Origin of the sequence: Desulfonema magnum (assembly GCF_017377395.1) — a bacterium.
Lineage (GTDB): Bacteria > Desulfobacterota > Desulfobacteria > Desulfobacterales > 4be13 > Desulfonema_C > Desulfonema_C magnum.
Genome location: NZ_CP061800.1, coordinates 679,566 through 695,923, shown reverse-complemented (window position 1 = coordinate 695,923; position 16,358 = coordinate 679,566). Strand labels below are relative to the sequence as shown.

Below are 16,358 nucleotides of genomic sequence, written 5' to 3'. Positions count from 1 at the left end.
ATCCGGCTGAACAAAAATCCTGAAAATAATTTTATCAGGTGAATCAGGGTTTGGACAATGAATCAGTGTTTATGGCCGGAAAGCTCCTCTTTATTTACGATGCGTGCCAATCAGGCTCCTTTCTTTCCCGGATGCTTCCGCCTGCGGGAAAAGACCGTATTCTTATCACCAGCGCATCCGCAGAGGAACCTGCCATTTTTATGAACAACGGGGGGCTGTCGTTTTCCTTCCAGTTCTGGTCATACATATACAAAGGCTCCGAGCTGGACGAGGCGTTTTATTTCGCCAGCAGCATGGTGAAGGACAGACAGACCGCTCTTCTCGATGCTGACGGAGACGGCATCCCCAATGAAAAGGCGGACAACACCCTGATAAACAGAACAGTGATCGGCAGAGGATACATCCCCGCATCAGACATGCCGAACATACAGGATGTGTCCCACGCACAGACCCTGGACGGAGAAACCTCGGCGACAATATGGGCAGGCCCGGTGATTGACACGGACGGTGTCGCCCGGGTGTGGGGTGTCATCACTCCCCCGGGTTACAATTCGGATTCCGCTGACACGCCGATCACTGTTCTTCCTGTCACGGAACTCGGGGATTCCGACGGCGACGGCATTTACGAGGGAAATTACACGGCATTTGACAGGCAGGGGGTTTATAAAATCACCGTCTATGCCATGGACACAAAAAATGTTTATTCACTGCCCATGCAGACCAACGTGATACAGACTGGCGGAGATCCGGCTCCCAGAGGCGACCTCAGCGGGGATTGGAAAACAGACCTCGGGGATATCATTATCGCCTTGAAAGTCCTGGCTGGAATGGACAACTCCGGGCTGCTGGTGTGGTCAGATTATACCTTGTCAGGTATTGACGTGAACGAGGACGGAAGGGTGGGGTCTGAGGAGCTGTTTTATATTCTGAAAAAAGTGGCAGAACAGAAATAACCATCTGATTCCAAATGCCAGAGGACATCCGCATGAAAAGTACAAGGAAAGCGGATAAGAAAGGGAAGAAATTTTTTTCCTTTTCTTATCCCCTTTCCCTGTACTTTTGCAACCAGAATACGCCATTTTTAGCAAAATCCGTCAGAATCAGAAAACAGCTTTGCCTTTTTTGCTTTCTCATATGAGGGAGTGTCATTGTCCGCCTAAGTTCCCATGCGAGGCAGAGCCTCGGGTATGCGTTCCCAGGCAGAGCCTGGGAACGAGTGAAAAAATACATGCGGGAAATAATGAGATCATCACCTGCCGAACCGAGGCGGTTTGAAATGCCGGAAGATGAAAAAGCCCTTCGGGAAAAGCTCCTGTACATGGATCCGTTTGACTTCGAGCTTCATGTGATGAATTTCTTTAAGGAATGCGGTTTGCCAGCGTGGGTCACAAAAAGGTCGAATGATCACGGAATTGACGGATTTGCCAAGCATCCGGAAGGACTGATTATTGTTCAGTGCAAACGTTATACAGAAAATCCCATAGGTCCGGGCGTAGTCAGGGAATTTAAAGGAGTTCTTGAAGAAAATGAGGTATGGAGAGGTTACATAGTAACAACGAGTTATTTTACAGATGGTGCCAAAGACAGTGCCTCAAAAAACAGAAAAATATTTCTTAAAGACATAGAATCCCTTACAAAATGGCACTATGAGGGTTTTTCAGCCTGATTTTTCGTTCCTGTTCAAAATTCTCATTTCAAATAAGCAACAGCCATTTTTTCATATTTTTTTACCCACTCAGACCTGAAAGTTCTCATTTTAAAATCTTTTTCGACAACCACACCTAACAGCTTTAAAAATCAAAAAAAATTTTATTTTTTTTAAGTAAGGCAAAAATCTCATTTTAAGTAGCTTTTTTTATTGGGCAAGGGGCGTGTTCAGAAACTTTTGGAAAAGATATCGTATGCAGAAATACTTGATACGGATGCCCTTACAGAACTTACTGCCGGAAAAAAGGTGATCATGCAATAAAAAATTCGTAGTTCCGCGTTTAGGCGGTTCTTGTCATTCGGATGGAAAAACCACCTAAACGCGGAATTACGAATTTTTTACTGAATGCGGGTACAAACAGCATTGATGTCAATAGCTTCAAGAATGCCGGCGATTTGCTGATCAATGGCTCGGAACCCTTTCCCGGAGAATCCTCCGGATTGTTGCCGCAGGGCAACAATATCCAGGGCCGCCAGTTCAAGGGCTTTAAAACGGATGGGGATCATGGGGTGAGTGCGTACCCAGCTCAGGTCGTCACTCGCCTCTCGGAGTTGTTTTTCCAAATCTTCGTACTGCCTGCGAAATGACCGGAGCATCTGATCCATATCAATACCGGCCAGGCCGCTGGCGGTTTTGAAAAGGGCTGTTACCGCTGTGGAGAGCTTTCCGCAACAGAGCAGCCCCACACGGTCGGCCGATACCTCCGAGGCACGGGACCATCGAAATAAAATATCCGCGGTGTCACGGCTCACACCTTCGGGATTTGAAAGAATGTCAAAAACGCAAAACCGGGAATGTTCAAACAGCACATGCCCCAGTTCATGACCAAAAACAAATGCCAGTTCATCCGGCGTAAAATCGTTCAGTAACGCGGAGTGTACAAGCACATCAAACTTTTTCTCATGAGCGAAGACACTGGCGTTATACTCCATGCTCTGTCGAACAAACAGCTCTCCGCTGAAACCGTGGCCAAGAATATCCAGACACGACTGATAGGTTTCGTGGATTTCAGGCAGCAAATCGGCTGTTATGCGGACCGCTTCGCCAAGAAGGTCCGTTCGCCTGATATCAAGCAGATTTTTTGCTCTGGTGTGAGCCAGAAGCGGCGTGTTCCCAAGTTGAGCCGTGATGATTCTGAACAGATCGGTTTCATAGCCAAATCTCAGGGATTCGATATCTTTAATCATCCTGGCCTTCGTCCCCTGACGCGTCCTGTCCGCTCCTCATACAAACTCTCTGACAGAAGGCTTGTTGCGCTGGGTTTTGTTGACATTGATCAGTTGCGGAGAACCGCTGCTGTTGTCAATCCGGGCAATGACACACCAACTTCCGGGTTTGCGTTCGGTCAGGGGAACTTCGATCTCACGTCCTCCTCCCTGAACAATGACAGCACCGTCATAACTGGCAAAGTTGGCATTGGGTTTGTTATAAATATTCGCAACAATCAGCGCATGTTCTATCTTATCCAGTTTTGTAAAATAGATGTTTTCCTCGTTATCACCGGCCACGTCACCGATGCCGGCATCCTGGTCAAGATATATCCAGGGTGAATTTGTCTTGCTGCCGCGCTTGGCAAAATAAATATGTCCCTCTCCGGAAGCACTGCCTCCGCCAAAGAGTTTGCCCAGCAATCCTTTCGGGGGTTCGGGTCCGCCCTTAAATGTGCAAAAACAATGGAGATCAAGATCTACCGCCATTTTCCATCTGAGGGTCGCCTGAAAATCATTGCCCATCAGACTGGCTTTTTCTCCTTTTTGTTTCAAAATTATCTTGGAGGCGAGCTTGATGGCCGAAGCGCCCGGCACAGATGACTTGAAATTCTCAAAACTCACCACCTCGCTGTTGTTCACCAGCGAAGCTCCCATGAAACTGCTGGTAAATTTACACAGAACAGCCACCGATCCTGACTGTCGTGAATCCAGAGCAACAGTGTGGCTGTCCCCCTTGTCTGTTACCACCTCGACGCGTGCATCATAGTCGGCAAACACTTTGTCAGAACCAGAGGACGCGTCTGTGAAATTAACGGCGGCAATATACAGTTCTTCAAAGTCATCCAGTTTGGTGATGCGAAGTTCTTCCCGATTATCCCCGCCCACGGCACCGACACCCGCGTCCCCTGAAAGTTCAATAAACGGGAACTGGTTGAGATCACCAAGTGAGCCACCTGCATAATTATCAGAATAGACTCCGCCGACCTGTCCGTCTTTGGTCTTATAAAACGCCATCAGGTCAAGATCAACGGCTGAAGTCCAGATCAGAGAGACCTTCATCTGACTGAAGGCCCCGATCATTGCATTGGCTCCTTTTTGCTTGAGTTCCATGGTTCGCTCTCCTATTCCTTCATCAGTTGATCAGTGACCAGAAACTTGAAACTTGAAAGTTGAAACTCGAAACTTGAAACTCGAAACTTGAAACTTGAAACTTGAAACTTGAAACTTGAAACTCGAAACTGGTCACTGATCACTGATAATTGTTTCTAACCATTAATGATGTCTATCAGGTCCTGAAGTTTTTTCAAGCCTTTGAGTGTGCCTGCTTTACTGCTGTTGACGAGTTTGGCTCCGATAGGGCCGGAATTGTCAATGGTCGCGATGAGGGCCACATTGCCCATATCGCCGGTATCCAGGGTCACATCATGCGAGGTTCCCTTGTCATCTAAGACAGTAAGGCTGACATCGCTCTCATTGAACCGGGCAGCGGCTCCGTCCTGAACTTTGCCGTAGTCCCAGCACAGTATCCAGACATATTTCATATCATCTAACTGGGTGATACGCATGACTTCTTCGTTGTCACCGCCGGTATCACCCACGCCCTCGTCTCCGCTGAGCTGCATGAAAGGAAACGCGTTCAGGTCTCCCAATTCACCAAAATAAACAAGTCCTTGTTTTCCATTCTTGTCTTCATAAGCCGCGGCCAGATCAAAATCAGCCGCGGTTGTCCATTTCATGGTGACCATCAGTTGTTTGAAACTGCCAACATTGGCTTCCGCACCTTTTTGTTTAAGTTCCATTGAAATTCCCTCCTTGTTGATATTGTTTTTTAAGCTTGGAGCGGGAGAAACGTCCTTGCCTCACCCGGCAGCCATAGTTTCAATAAATAAGTACCTAACCATAAGTTTTCGATATCTTCCCGGGGAAGAAACCCGGCTTTTTTTACCGGAAAAATCCGCGGCCCGTGACGGAAAAAGCCGGGTTTCTCAGCTGCTCGCAGAAAAAAAGATGTATAAAAAACTTTTGATCGGGTACTTATATCTCTCTCCGGAGTGCCAAACTTACAGTTTGGCAATATCTCCGATGCTTGCAGGCCAAGTCCCCCGGGACTGCAAGTTCGGAATTCCGAATAATTTTTTCTTAAATGGTTATGAGCGTCCGGTCACAACGAAACATGAACGTTTCAGAGTTTTATATGGCACCTGACACCTCGTACTCATTCCAATCAGTTTTCGATAATATCTATGAGTTGCTGAAGATTTTTCAGCCCCTTCAATGTCCCTGCCTTGCTGCTGTTGATAAGCTTGGCCCCGATGGGACTGGTGTTGTCAATCGTGGCAATAAGGGCCACATTGCCCATATCTCCGGTATCCAGAATGACATTATGGGTACGGCCCTTGTCATCCATAACAGAAAGAGAGACATCACTCTCTTTGAAGCGGGCAGGGGAGCCGTCCTGGACCTTGCCGTAGTCCCAGCATAAAATCCAGACATATTTCATATCATCTAATTTGGTGACGCGCATGACTTCTTCGTTATCACCGCCAGTGTCGCCCACCCCTTCATCTCCGCTGAGCTGCATGTAAGGAAAATTGTTCAGATTTCCCATTTCACCGAAATAGACAATTCCTTTTTTGTCGCTTTTGTCTTCATAGACCGCTCCCAGATCAAAATCAGCAGCAGTTGTCCATTTCATGGTGACCATCAGTTGCTTGAAGCCGCCAACATTGGCTTCAGCGCCTTTTTGCTTTAGTTCCATGAGATAACCTCCTTCAAAAAAAATGTTCAAAATCGGTTAGTTTTTCAGAGCGTCTTGTCAGTTACACTGGGGGCAGTGTTCAGAATTTTTGGAGCATCACCAGGTGTTTTTATACGTCCGAACCAGGAACGGCAATCAGTCCTGATCCCTGTTTATTCTTTAACTATTTATTTCTGACATAAAAAATATCACTTTTTAGCTGACTCGTCAATAATTTCAATAACTGAATAATAAATGACGGGGGACCTTTTAAAACAGAGATTGAACCAGGCGTTCAAAAAGCTGATCCAGAAGGCTCTCTGCCCTTTGCAGCGCATCAGCGGAATCAAAAGAAGACCGCAATGCTTTCAGAAAGGGATCATATCGGGACGGCGTTGTGCCAATGTCCGCGTAATTGACCGGAGGCACGGAATATAATTTATCTTCAAAGAAATAGTTACACAGATTTTTGCTGGTACCGGAACGAAAAGGCCAGTCTGTTTTGAGTCTCAGGAATTCCCGAATAATCTCTGTGCGCTTCTCATTTCCGACAATATCTTCTTTTTTTAACAGCCTCCCGAGGCGGGTTTCCACTTCGCTGAAAAACGCGCTCACCATTTCTGTTTCAGTAATCATCAGTCCGTATAAATACCAGTCCTCTGAAACGTGTCGGAGGATATCTTTATAAGCTGCCGGCAGACAGCGGTAAGACGGACAGAAGTAGATTCTGCATGCCATGCCGCCGTAAAAACTGAGTCCTCTGAAATCCACACCGTTGTTTCCCTTGGCCATCGGATGCAGAAGGCAGCCCACCCGTGAGTTGTTTCTGCCTGCCAGGCCGATATACGGGCAGTGATGAAAGTCCGGAAAGGGCCTGTCCTGTGTCTCCCCTGTCCCGGTCTCCTGTCCGAAGTCAAGGATGGCGTCCGTGTTACGGGGAACTTTTTCAAAAGCCCTGGTTCGGGAAATCAGCATTTCCGTGAGGGCCTCACGGGAAGGATCCGCCACGTTGTAAAGACCGCAGCACGCGCCGCAGGAAAGGGTTTCACTCACCTGACAGAGATATACCCCGCCAGGAACCTGATTATCTGTTTCATTCTGATCAGACATATTTTTATGCAAAAATCCTCTCCGCGCTCTTCCGGAGGAGGTTTTCGGAACAGCGCTCAGTGATGTTTATAATATCTGCCGTTTCCGGCAATTCAAAAATAATTATCCGGAGTGCGGAACTTACAGTTTGGCAATATTTTCAATGCCCGAAAACCGGGGAACACTGGCCAAGCTGCAAGTTTGGCACTCCGAGCTGAGAGGAAGATTGAGAAGTCCCATAGGGAGGGCATATTTGTAGTAATGATATTCCCCGTGTTTCCGAGTCCCGTTTACCAGGGAACCCGGATATGCCGTCCCCACGGGACTTGGGATGAGTCAGATCCTCTTATGCTACAAATATGCCGTCCCCACGGGACTTTTCAAAACTTCCGGCTCTGCTGACACTTCGTAAATATCCCTCCCAACTTTCATGATGAGACTCAGCGGCCAGGGTACGGTTCAAACGTTTCATATATTCACGATGTGAAAGCGGCACTGCCCCCAGTCTCATGAGATGAGAGGTTATTTGCTGACAATCAATAAAATCAAATTTTTTCGCAGCTAATACGACACATAAGACATAAAGTGCCAGTTTTGAAGTGCTTGGTACACGGGAGAACATGGACTCCCCAAAAAAAGCATGACCAAAAGTCAGACCGTAAAGCCCGCCGCATAATTGTTCATTCTGATACACTTCCACGCTGTGAGCAATGTGCATATCATGAAGCTCGCAATAAGTTTCTTTCATATTTTCCGTGATCCAGGTTCCTTTTTGTCCTTTTCTGGGAATGGCCGCGCAGTTTTCCATCACTGCCCGGAAGTCAGCGTCAAAGCGGACCTTAAATTTTTTCTGACGGGCAAGTTTGCGAAGGCTTCGGGAGGCTCTGAAATTTTTAGGAAACAATACAAGACGCGGATCAGGGGAAAACCAGGGTACAGGATGAGAGCCTGTCCAAGGAAAACAGCCTTTGGTGTATGCTTCGATCACCGTATAAACAGAAATCTCACCGCCCACATAAACAAGTCCGTATTGATCCGGCTCCAATGTATCCGAAAACGCCGGGGATCGCTGACCATTTGCCAGTTCAGTCATCACCTGTTTAAATATGCTCATTTTTCTTTGTTTCCATTTCCGGAAATTTCAAAGATTAAAAACACCATAGCAGCTTGCCATAAACTCGGCGTTCCACATCAAGAACGGAAAATTCAGAATGCCGGTCGTCAAGAAGATGCTGTCCCGTAACTGAAAGTTCAAGATTCCTAAAGGACATCCATGCCAGGCAGGAATCCAGAGTTCTATAACTGTCTATGGCTTTCGCAGGCAGTTCATCTGCATAACGCATCCACAGATCAAATTCAAGGACTTTTATGATCTCCAGTGAAAATCGCGGGGAAATCTGATGCCGGGGGCTGCTGCCTTCGATATCCCATTTTTGCCGGGTATCAGTGCTGTCTCCGGTCAGATGCATGTTCATCCGGAGATAAGAATACGCGGCCCTGACACGCCACCAATCCGCAGCCCGCCAGATATGGGGAAGAGGCCGTGAGACTTCGTCCGACCTTGCCGCATGACGCTATATACATAGGTATAAACATATTTCTGTCCGGTTACGATTACTTACTTTACGAATTAAAACTTTCTACAGTCCAGTTCCTAAACACAAAAAGGGGTTCACCGAAAACCATTCGGATTTCGGAACGCTTTGATCTCAGACCTTCCCAAACAACAAAAAAAAGGGTTCATCCCACTCAGGATGAAACCTCTTTCAATTTTTCAAATCACGCAGCTCAGTTTTAAGCGGCAACTTCCTCTTTGATTGAAATCGCCATCTTAAACAGCGCTGTCAGAATAAGAACACCGATGCCGTAAACGCCGATGGTTATGGCAAGCTCCGGCACTGTCGGGACATACTTGTTCATATAATGCAACAGGTTCGGCACAAAACCGCCGGAGATCATTCACATCTCCTTGTCAGTCCGGGTAATGGCAAACACTGACGGATGCCGGAAATTCCTTGCAAAATTCTTGTGATTCCGGTACAAATAAAAAACAGTCTGTCGGATAAAGAATCAGGAATCAGGTCTGGCCGGTCACCGGGATAAAAGGTGTTCTTTGTCATGCTGTGCAACCCGGGACAGACAGGCCCGGAGGGGCTTACGGAAACATCAAAATCGGAAATGAGAGGTTTTTTAACAAGCGACGGAGGGGCTTTGGAAAAGAAAAACGGCACTGACTATGCCCAGAACTACGATCTCGTTGTGAGGTGGCTCGCGGATGTGCTGAGGGGTGAGACGCTCGATGTGATCGGCGTGAAAAGCGGACAGATCGAGGAAATCTTCGGTTTTGAACCGGCCGAGATCAAGGTGACATCCGGACGCGTGGATGTGATGGTACGGGACGACACCGGTTCGCTGTATCATATTGAGGAACAGCGGAACCTGAAAAAGAAGGACATGTGGCGATTTGCCGCGTATCATTTCCTCGGAGGAGGACAATGGGGCGGAAAGGTGACGGATATCATCCTTGCATCGGGAGAGGTGTGGTCAGGGGAAAACGGAAACAGGGAAATCACAACCCCGAGCGGGAAATATTCGCCAGTGATCATTGATTTCAGCCAGCGGGACGGACGGAAGCGGCTCATGGAAATCCGTGAGGCGGTCGGAAAAGAGGATTTTGGCAACTGGCTCGAACTGGTGTTTCTTCCGCTTTACGGAAAAGAGAAGGGGACATCTCGCAGCCGCTTCGCCGAGGAGGTGCTGCGTTTTGAGGCCGAACTGTATAAGGCCGAGAGGATTTCCGCCAGACTGCTGGCGGCCACGCTGATCATCTCGAACAAACTCATTGACAAAGAGCGGCTCAGGGGCTTATGGGAGGAGATAAGAATGCTTGACATTATTGAGATAGCAAGGGAAGAGGGAATGAAGGAGGGCAAAACGCTGGGGATATTGGAGGACAGGCAGGAAATGATCACAGATGCCCTGATCGAACGCTTCGGCGCACCTCCGGCACGAATATTGGAAAAAATCAGAAGCGTTCAGCATCCGGATGTTCTCAGAGGGCTGTTTCGCCATCTCCTCAGATGTGAGAGCCTTCAGGAGTTTGAGGCTGCGCTGAGGCAGGCGACCTGAATAAACTGAGCGGGAGCTTTCACCCTGTATGACAAAATTGCCCTTTCAGGGCTGACACAAAAAAAGGGGTTCATCCCGTTCAGGATGAACCCCTTTCAATTTTTCAAATCACGCAATTCAGTTTTAAGCGGCAACTTCCTCTTTAATAGAAATCGCCATCTTGAACAGCGCAGTCAGGATAAGAACACCGATGCCGTAAACGCCGATAGTTATGACAAGCTCAGGCACTGTCGGGACATATTCGTTCACATGATGCAGCGGGTTCGGCACAAAACCGCCGGAGATCATCCCCATCCCCTTGTCAATCCAAGTACCTGCAAAGACTGCGATACATGCAATGGCAAGCGTGGTCTCATTTTTGCGAACCGAAGGAATGACAAGCATGATAATCGAAAATATCATCAGTCCGAGAGATGCCCACATCCACGGAACCAGCACGCCATGACCATGAAGCCCGGTGAAAAGATATTTGAAATGATCCATATGTTCCGGAATCTGGCTGTAGAACACCACAAAAAGCTCACAGAAGAAGAAGAACACATTCAGAATAATTGCATAAGTAATAATCTTGGCAAGAGACTGAATCTGCTCCTTGCCCGGATCAAACTTGGAAATCTTTCTGATCAGGAGGCACAACAGCACCAGCAGTGACGGACCGGCTGCAAACGCTGAGGAGAGAAACCTCGGAGCCAGGATAGCCGTAAGCCAGTAACCTCTGCCCGGAAGACCGCAGTACAAAAACGCTGTCACCGTATGAATACTGACAGCCCAGGGAACTGAAAGATAAATCAGCGGTTTCACCCATCCCGGAGGCGGGACCTGGTTGCGTTCAGCTTCAAGCACATTCCAGCCGATAATAAGATTTAAGAAAAGGTATCCGTTCAGCACCACCATGTCCCAGAACAGCACAGAACCCGGTGTGGGATGTAAGATCACATTAAAAAGCCGCATGGGCTGACCCAAGTCAACAATAACGAACAGCAGGCACATGGTAACAGACGCAATCGCCAGAAACTCGCCCAAAATCGTAATTCTTCCAAAGGCTTTATAATTATGAAGATAATGGGGAATAACCAGCATCACAGCCGACGCAGCCACGCCTACGAGAAAGGTCAGCTGGGCAATATAAAATCCCCAGGAAACATCCCGGCTCATTCCCGTGATCTGCAAACCGGAAATCAGCTGCCACACATAGACGCAGAAGCCGATGCCGATCACGCCAAGCACCAGCGCCATCCATCCAAAATATTTTTTGCTTCCTTTTACTGTTAGTTCAAGCATAAAAACCCCTTAAAAAATTGATAATGGATAATTGATAATTAAAAATTGATAATTGATAATTGATAATTGATAATTAAAAATTGACAATTAAATTATTCATTATCCATTATTCATTATCCATTATTCATTATCCATTATTCATTATCCATTATCCATTATCCATTATCCATTATCCATTATTCATTACACAATATAATAGATCGCCGGGCCTGTACCCAGCCCCTGTTTACGACGAATTGTGTAGTTAGATTTAAGCAATTGTCTGACTTCGGACTCAGGGTCATACAGGTCGCCGAATGCAATGGCTCCGTTGGAGGCTTCCACACATGCGGGTTGCTTTCCCACAGCCAGTCTTTCCGCACAGAAATTACATTTTTCCACGACACCTTTCATCCGGGTGGGAAATTCAGGATTTCTGTCCTCATCCTTGATAAATTCACGCGGATCCCTGAAGTTGAAGCTTCTGGACCCGTAAGGGCATGCAGCCATGCAGAACCGGCATCCGATACAGCGATGAAAGTCCATGAGAACAATGCCATCTTCCCGCTTAAACGTCGCTTTTGTGGGACATACCCTGACACACGGCGGATTCTCACAATGGTTGCAAAGCACCAGAAACGGCAGATTTTTCAGTCTGTCATCAAGAAATTCAGTGGACTTGGTGGGAAACGCATGTTTATATTCTTCTTCCCAAATCCATTTGATGACATGACGCTGATTATCCTCGTCATATTCAGCATTCTCTGTATCCATGACATCGGGAACATTGTGGGTTTTATGACACGCCTCAATAATCGGCTTCAGGTCTTCCTCGGACTGAAGTTTACGGGTGTCTATCACCATGGCCCATTGCCGGGCTGTCAGGGCCTTTTCATTTTTACGAATTTCAACGTCCGCGTGTTGCGCTTCCTCTTCCTGTTCCGAAGCAAAGGCATTCAGAACAGGTTTCGCTCCCGCGATCCCCAGAGCTGAAATCCCAGCGACTTTCAAGAATTTTCTTCTGTTGCTTTCCATTACTCTTTTGCCTCCTCCGTTGCCTTGGGGTTATCAATGTGGCAGTCCCAGCAGTAAGGACGCACCGACGCGTAATCGTGACATTTGTCACAGAAGTCGGCCTTGTTTGAGTGGCAATCCAAACATGTATTGGAAAGACTCATGTTAAAACTTTTTCCCTTGCTGTTCACATACAGTCTGTTGGCAGAGCGAACCACCTCATCCCGCCATTCGTCAAGCAACTGCATATGTCCGGCTTTCATGTCAGTTACGGACATCACACATTCTTTCTCAGCCTTTGCCTTATCGGTCAGTTTCAATTCAGGAGCAGGCGCTGCTTTTCCGATATTGTACCAGAAAGGAAATGTTGCGATAATCACAAAAATGACAAGGCCAGCCACAATCTTTCCTTTGTCATACATCTGCCTGGGCATTATTCATCCTCCTTTCCCGGTAACGGTTCCCCGCGCAGGTCAGTGTCCCTGTCTTTTTCACCGGGCATGATAAGCGCGTTGGCGACCAGTTCGCTCATCCCTGTAACATCCACTTCGGGAACCCAGTATTCCATGAGCGCCGGAAAAACAGCTCTGTCAATCGCGCATACGCAGGCCAACATGTTCACCCCATGTTTTTCATGAACATATTTTACCGCATTGGCTCTGGGCATACCGCCGCACATTCTCAGTTCCATATTTTCTCCGGCGTTCAGGCCGGCCCCGCTGCCACAGCAAAATGTATTTTCCCGGATGGTGTTTGCGGGCATTTCATAGAAATTGTTGCATACATTTTTGATGACATACCGGGGTTCTTCCAGCATTCCCATGCCTCTGGCGGGATTGCAGGAGTCGTGGAACGTCACGATCTGATTGTCGTTCCGGCTGGGATCCAGCTCCAGTTTGTCATGTTTGATAAGGTCTGCGACAAACTCGGCAATATGCACCATCTTGGTGGATTTTGCATTTTCAAATTTGGTGCCGGTGATGGGAGAGACCGGTTCCTCCAGAAAATCCGCAGGGCCGTTCATGGTCTCCATGTACTGATTGATCACCCGCCACATGTGCCCGCATTCTCCCCCGAGAATCCATTTTACGCCCAGTCGTTTGGCTTCCGCGTACATTTTTGAGTTCAGCCGTTTCATGGTCTCATGGGAGGTGAAAAAACCGAAGTTTCCGCCCTCGGATGCATATGTGCTCCATGTGATATCAAATCCGTATTTATCCTTAAGATACTTGAACAGTATCATATAACCCATACAGGTATATGTGCCCGGATCAGCAAAAACATCACCCGACGGCGTGATGAACAGAATATCAGCGCCTTTTTTATTATAACTAGGTTCCACATTGATGCCGGTGATATCTTCAATGTCTTCCACAAAGAACTCCAGCATATCTTTGAACGCATGGGGCTGGATACCGAGATGGTTTCCGGTTCTGTAGCAGTTTGCAACAGGGGTCGCGATCCAGTCAATGTTCAGTCCCAGCAGGTTCAGCAGCTCTCTGCCGATGATGGTGATTTCAGCCGTGTCAATACCGTAAGGACAGAACACCGAACACCGCCGGCATTCAGTACACTGAAAGAAATAATACCACCATTCCTTGAGTACATCCAAAGTCAGGGGTCTGGCTCCGGCAAGACTTTTAAATATTTTTCCGGCTGTGGTGAAATCATTTCTGTAAACAGATCTGAGCAGTTCAGCCCGAAGCACGGGCATATTTTTGGGGTCCCCGGTTCCGATAAAGAAATGACATTTGTCAGCACATGCACCGCATCGGACACAGACATCCATAAAAATTTTAAACGATCTGAACTTCTCCAGCCGTTCTTTGATGCCTTTATGGACAATTTCCTGCCAGTTTTCAGGCAGCTTCCAGTCATCCTCAAGGGGATTCCATTGCCTCGGATTGGGAAGGCCGACATATTCGACGCTTTTCGGATTTGAGGCATAACAATACATGCCCGGCCGAATATCAATCGGCGTATCCATCCATCCCGTTGCAGGACGTTTATATCCTGAATTTTCTAATAATTCTTCCGGTTTTGCAAGATCGTCTGCCATTAATTACTCTCCTTTTCCACTGGAAGCCCAGCCTCTATCATCTTCTCCCTGAATTCGTCTTCGTATTCTTCATATGTGTGAACATGAACAGGGTAGTTCCAGGGATTGATATGTCTTTTTGCACGGCTGTTGTTCGCCAGGTTTCTGGTGGGACTCAGGAAGACGCCTCCCAGGTGCATCAGTTTGCTGAAAGGAAAATATACCAGAAGAACACTGACAAACAAAAGATGCACATAAAAAATTACGCCGACACCCTCCGGAATACTGGGAGAAAACGTCGCCAGTCCCATGGTGAATTCCTTAACGCCCACGATATCCACTTTGATAAAATAGCGCATGAGAATACCGGAAATAGCAATTCCCATGATCAGAAAAAGGGGAAAGTAGTCCGAGGCAAGTGAAATATAATTCACCTGCGAAATAAAGACTCTTCTGAGAAAAAGAAAAATTACAGCGACCAGCAACACCAATCCGGACATGAAGACACCGGGCAGACCGACTTGTAATACATCACTCAGAAACTCCACCCGGACAAAACCGTCCAGGTATTCCAAAAACTGAACCCAGAACGGAACAGGCTCCGCAAAAAAGCGAAGATGTCTTATCACCACAACAAGGAATGCCCAGTGAAATGCCAGTGCAAAAAGCCACAACCATTTTTCCCATATATAGGAAAGCTTTTTTCCTCCTTTCAGCTCAAATCTCATATTTCTGAATAATGAGCGGAAAAAAAGTACTTCCAGAATCATCCGTACAATAACACCGCCGTTGGAGGAAGGATTGTCATACGTGGCCTGTCTGATCCAGGGAAGTGATGCCTGCTGGCCGCATGTGGAGGGAATACGGAACGGAACCGGCGAGTATGCCCAGTCCCTCACCCGATATACAAACCCCACAATGAAGATAAGCGCCGCCAGATAGGGTATGACAATACCGAAAAGGACATGAAGCCCGGCCGTCTCAACCCCAAAATAAGCGATCAGAAAAAGCACAATGACCGCTATGAGGGAAAACATGTAATTTTTGTTCATTTACCATTACCTCTCTGTCTGTTAACCTTCATTATAATACAAACCACGAAATACACAAAACACACGAAAAAACTCCTATGGCCATAGTTTTTGTATCTTATTTTTTTCGTGCGGTCTGTATATTTAGTGGTATAACCTTTGCAAAGTATTAGCAGCAGTCTTGCTTTAGCAGCCCTGCTCTTTCAAATGCGCTGTATGTTCTGTTTCTGAATTCATTTGATTTGATTTCATAGAGTTTTTCCCGGCATTCCATATAGATATCAAAGCCAATCATGCCAAGGTTGTCAATTTTTGAATCCATCAGAAACAATTCATCCGCGACCTGGTCGTCAGGAAATTCTTTGTTTGCAATTTCCCTGATAATTTTTTTGAGAGAGAAAATAAAACTGATGGCTTTTGAGGGGGTGAAATCCTGAATAGCTCTGATCCGAATAATGGGATCAAGAGAGGAGACAATAGCTTCACGATTCATATCATCAAAAAGAGCATCAAAAAGGGTTTGTAATCCCTCGAAAGTGGTATTTCCCACGGGATTGGCAAAGGGGTCTTTTTGGCCTTTTATAAATCTGGAAGTATCAGGCGGATAAGTGTCTATCACCATATCAAACCACTGTTTTATAATTGTGGTTTTTTTTTTCTGTAGCAGTTTTGTCAGTTTTGCGCTCAAAATTCCCCTTTCAGTTCGGCCCCGGATTCAGCACTTGGGCAGATTACTAATTGATTTTACAAAAAAAGTGATTTTTACGAAGAAAAGTTCAAAAGATCATTATAAGTGATGTGCTATAAACAATTTGCAAATTCATGTCAAGGATAAATAACAAAAAGCGATTAAGTAAATGGAAAGAATTGATTTTTTCGGCTTATTTTTCGGTGTCACTGGCTGACAGGTGTTTTTTGCTTTTTTTCGGTTTTTATCCCCCGATTTTGATAAGTACCCGGACAAAAATTTTTCAGTATCCGAACACCTGCGAGGTTTCCGAAACCTCGCAGATATTATGTCAGAATCTATACCTGAAAATTTATGTCCGGTTACTTAGATAACTTTTGCCAGACCCCTGAGTATATGCGGATGTACAAAAAATTAGGTCCGGGTCTTATTTATTTTCCTGTTTGTCACTTT

Annotated in this window: 19 protein-coding genes; 3 read left to right on the top strand and 16 right to left on the bottom strand. The window is 46.6% G+C overall.

The genetic code is table 11. From position 1 onward, the window contains the following. The first annotated feature begins 50 nt into the window (after window positions 1-50). Complete coding sequence (locus dnm_RS02690) at window positions 51-953, top strand: hypothetical protein (protein ID WP_207681182.1); 903 nt, start codon at window positions 51-53, stop codon at window positions 951-953. 287 nt (window positions 954-1,240) lie between these two features. Beyond that, window positions 1,241-1,666, top strand: coding sequence for a restriction endonuclease (locus tag dnm_RS02685; protein WP_207681181.1), 426 nt, complete (start codon window positions 1,241-1,243; stop codon window positions 1,664-1,666). 380 nt (window positions 1,667-2,046) lie between these two features. On the opposite strand, the gene dnm_RS02680 is transcribed toward dnm_RS02685, so the two are convergent. The 10 genes from dnm_RS02680 to dnm_RS02640 all read right to left on the bottom strand — a co-directional run bounded on the left by dnm_RS02680 (window position 2,047) and on the right by dnm_RS02640 (window position 8,704). After that, window positions 2,047-2,895 carry a M48 family metallopeptidase gene (locus dnm_RS02680; protein WP_207681180.1) on the bottom strand — a complete coding sequence of 283 codons (849 nt, stop codon included), beginning with the start codon at window positions 2,893-2,895 and terminating at the stop codon, window positions 2,047-2,049. A 36-nt stretch (window positions 2,896-2,931) separates the two neighbouring features. Further along, a complete protein-coding gene (locus tag dnm_RS02675; RefSeq protein WP_207681179.1) occupies window positions 2,932-4,029 on the bottom strand; it encodes a TerD family protein in 1,098 nt (365 codons plus the stop codon). A gap of 11 nt (window positions 4,030-4,040) precedes the next feature. Further along, entirely contained in the window at window positions 4,041-4,172 is a 132-nt protein-coding gene (locus tag dnm_RS31110) for a hypothetical protein (protein ID WP_276571844.1), read from the bottom strand. Between the two features lie 12 nt (window positions 4,173-4,184). Further along, window positions 4,185-4,718, bottom strand: a complete 534-nt coding sequence (locus dnm_RS02670) for a TerD family protein (RefSeq protein WP_207681178.1) — start codon at window positions 4,716-4,718, stop codon at window positions 4,185-4,187. A 425-nt stretch (window positions 4,719-5,143) separates the two neighbouring features. Beyond that, the gene (locus tag dnm_RS02665; protein ID WP_207681177.1) at window positions 5,144-5,677 is read right to left on the bottom strand and encodes a hypothetical protein; all 534 of its coding nucleotides are present in this window, start codon (window positions 5,675-5,677) and stop codon (window positions 5,144-5,146) included. A 249-nt stretch (window positions 5,678-5,926) separates the two neighbouring features. After that, complete coding sequence (locus dnm_RS02660; RefSeq protein WP_207681176.1) at window positions 5,927-6,778, bottom strand: hypothetical protein; 852 nt, start codon at window positions 6,776-6,778, stop codon at window positions 5,927-5,929. A gap of 313 nt (window positions 6,779-7,091) precedes the next feature. Beyond that, a complete protein-coding gene (gene aat, locus dnm_RS02655; protein WP_207681175.1) occupies window positions 7,092-7,859 on the bottom strand; it encodes a leucyl/phenylalanyl-tRNA--protein transferase in 768 nt (255 codons plus the stop codon). Between the two features lie 34 nt (window positions 7,860-7,893). Continuing rightward, complete coding sequence (locus tag dnm_RS02650; RefSeq protein WP_207681174.1) at window positions 7,894-8,214, bottom strand: hypothetical protein; 321 nt, start codon at window positions 8,212-8,214, stop codon at window positions 7,894-7,896. Then, window positions 8,189-8,341, bottom strand: coding sequence for a hypothetical protein (locus tag dnm_RS02645; protein ID WP_207681173.1), 153 nt, complete (start codon window positions 8,339-8,341; stop codon window positions 8,189-8,191). Before dnm_RS02645 ends, dnm_RS02650 begins: the two co-directional genes overlap by 26 nt. A gap of 198 nt (window positions 8,342-8,539) precedes the next feature. Further along, entirely contained in the window at window positions 8,540-8,704 is a 165-nt protein-coding gene (locus tag dnm_RS02640; RefSeq protein ID WP_207681172.1) for a hypothetical protein, read from the bottom strand. Between the two features lie 219 nt (window positions 8,705-8,923). Between dnm_RS02640 and dnm_RS02635 the strand changes: the two genes are divergently transcribed. Then, window positions 8,924-9,874 carry a hypothetical protein gene (locus dnm_RS02635; protein WP_207681171.1) on the top strand — a complete coding sequence of 317 codons (951 nt, stop codon included), beginning with the start codon at window positions 8,924-8,926 and terminating at the stop codon, window positions 9,872-9,874. A gap of 123 nt (window positions 9,875-9,997) precedes the next feature. Here the strand turns inward: dnm_RS02635 and dsrP are convergent, their stop codons facing one another. The 6 genes from dsrP to dnm_RS02605 form a co-directional block, all read right to left on the bottom strand. Beyond that, window positions 9,998-11,155, bottom strand: a complete 1,158-nt coding sequence (gene dsrP, locus dnm_RS02630; RefSeq protein ID WP_207681170.1) for a sulfate reduction electron transfer complex DsrMKJOP subunit DsrP — start codon at window positions 11,153-11,155, stop codon at window positions 9,998-10,000. Between the two features lie 183 nt (window positions 11,156-11,338). Next, entirely contained in the window at window positions 11,339-12,169 is an 831-nt protein-coding gene (gene dsrO / locus dnm_RS02625; protein WP_207681169.1) for a sulfate reduction electron transfer complex DsrMKJOP subunit DsrO, read from the bottom strand. After that, window positions 12,169-12,582 (bottom strand): sulfate reduction electron transfer complex DsrMKJOP subunit DsrJ, encoded by a 414-nt coding sequence (gene dsrJ / locus dnm_RS02620; RefSeq protein WP_246556175.1) that lies wholly within the window; start codon window positions 12,580-12,582, stop codon window positions 12,169-12,171. Before dsrJ ends, dsrO begins: the two co-directional genes overlap by 1 nt. Further along, window positions 12,582-14,207, bottom strand: coding sequence for a sulfate reduction electron transfer complex DsrMKJOP subunit DsrK (gene dsrK, locus dnm_RS02615; protein WP_207681168.1), 1,626 nt, complete (start codon window positions 14,205-14,207; stop codon window positions 12,582-12,584). The genes dsrJ and dsrK overlap by 1 nt, the downstream gene beginning before the upstream one ends. Next, entirely contained in the window at window positions 14,207-15,238 is a 1,032-nt protein-coding gene (gene dsrM / locus dnm_RS02610) for a sulfate reduction electron transfer complex DsrMKJOP subunit DsrM (protein ID WP_207681167.1), read from the bottom strand. Before dsrM ends, dsrK begins: the two co-directional genes overlap by 1 nt. A 148-nt stretch (window positions 15,239-15,386) precedes the next feature. Continuing rightward, on the bottom strand, window positions 15,387-15,905 hold the full coding sequence (locus dnm_RS02605) for an RsbRD N-terminal domain-containing protein (RefSeq protein WP_207681166.1): 519 nt from the start codon (window positions 15,903-15,905) through the stop codon (window positions 15,387-15,389). Window positions 15,906-16,358 lie beyond the last annotated feature (453 nt).

What these genes read in the sequence shown, in the direction of transcription:
- dnm_RS02685 (WP_207681181.1), top strand. Translation starts at nt 1,241, where the DNA reads ATGAGATCATCACCTGCCGAACCGAGGCGGTTTGAAATGCCGGAAGAT.
- dnm_RS02680 (WP_207681180.1), bottom strand. Translation starts at nt 2,895, where the DNA reads ATGATTAAAGATATCGAATCCCTGAGATTTGGCTATGAAACCGATCTG.
- dnm_RS02675 (WP_207681179.1), bottom strand. Translation starts at nt 4,029, where the DNA reads ATGGAACTCAAGCAAAAAGGAGCCAATGCAATGATCGGGGCCTTCAGT.
- dnm_RS02670 (WP_207681178.1), bottom strand. Translation starts at nt 4,718, where the DNA reads ATGGAACTTAAACAAAAAGGTGCGGAAGCCAATGTTGGCAGTTTCAAA.
- dnm_RS02665 (WP_207681177.1), bottom strand. Translation starts at nt 5,677, where the DNA reads ATGGAACTAAAGCAAAAAGGCGCTGAAGCCAATGTTGGCGGCTTCAAG.
- aat (WP_207681175.1), bottom strand. Translation starts at nt 7,859, where the DNA reads ATGAGCATATTTAAACAGGTGATGACTGAACTGGCAAATGGTCAGCGA.
- dnm_RS02650 (WP_207681174.1), bottom strand. Translation starts at nt 8,214, where the DNA reads ATGCATCTGACCGGAGACAGCACTGATACCCGGCAAAAATGGGATATC.
- dnm_RS02645 (WP_207681173.1), bottom strand. Translation starts at nt 8,341, where the DNA reads ATGTTTATACCTATGTATATAGCGTCATGCGGCAAGGTCGGACGAAGT.
- dnm_RS02640 (WP_207681172.1), bottom strand. Translation starts at nt 8,704, where the DNA reads ATGATCTCCGGCGGTTTTGTGCCGAACCTGTTGCATTATATGAACAAG.
- dnm_RS02635 (WP_207681171.1), top strand. Translation starts at nt 8,924, where the DNA reads ATGAGAGGTTTTTTAACAAGCGACGGAGGGGCTTTGGAAAAGAAAAAC.
- dsrP (WP_207681170.1), bottom strand. Translation starts at nt 11,155, where the DNA reads ATGCTTGAACTAACAGTAAAAGGAAGCAAAAAATATTTTGGATGGATG.
- dsrO (WP_207681169.1), bottom strand. Translation starts at nt 12,169, where the DNA reads ATGGAAAGCAACAGAAGAAAATTCTTGAAAGTCGCTGGGATTTCAGCT.
- dsrJ (WP_246556175.1), bottom strand. Translation starts at nt 12,582, where the DNA reads ATGCCCAGGCAGATGTATGACAAAGGAAAGATTGTGGCTGGCCTTGTC.
- dsrK (WP_207681168.1), bottom strand. Translation starts at nt 14,207, where the DNA reads ATGGCAGACGATCTTGCAAAACCGGAAGAATTATTAGAAAATTCAGGA.
- dsrM (WP_207681167.1), bottom strand. Translation starts at nt 15,238, where the DNA reads ATGAACAAAAATTACATGTTTTCCCTCATAGCGGTCATTGTGCTTTTT.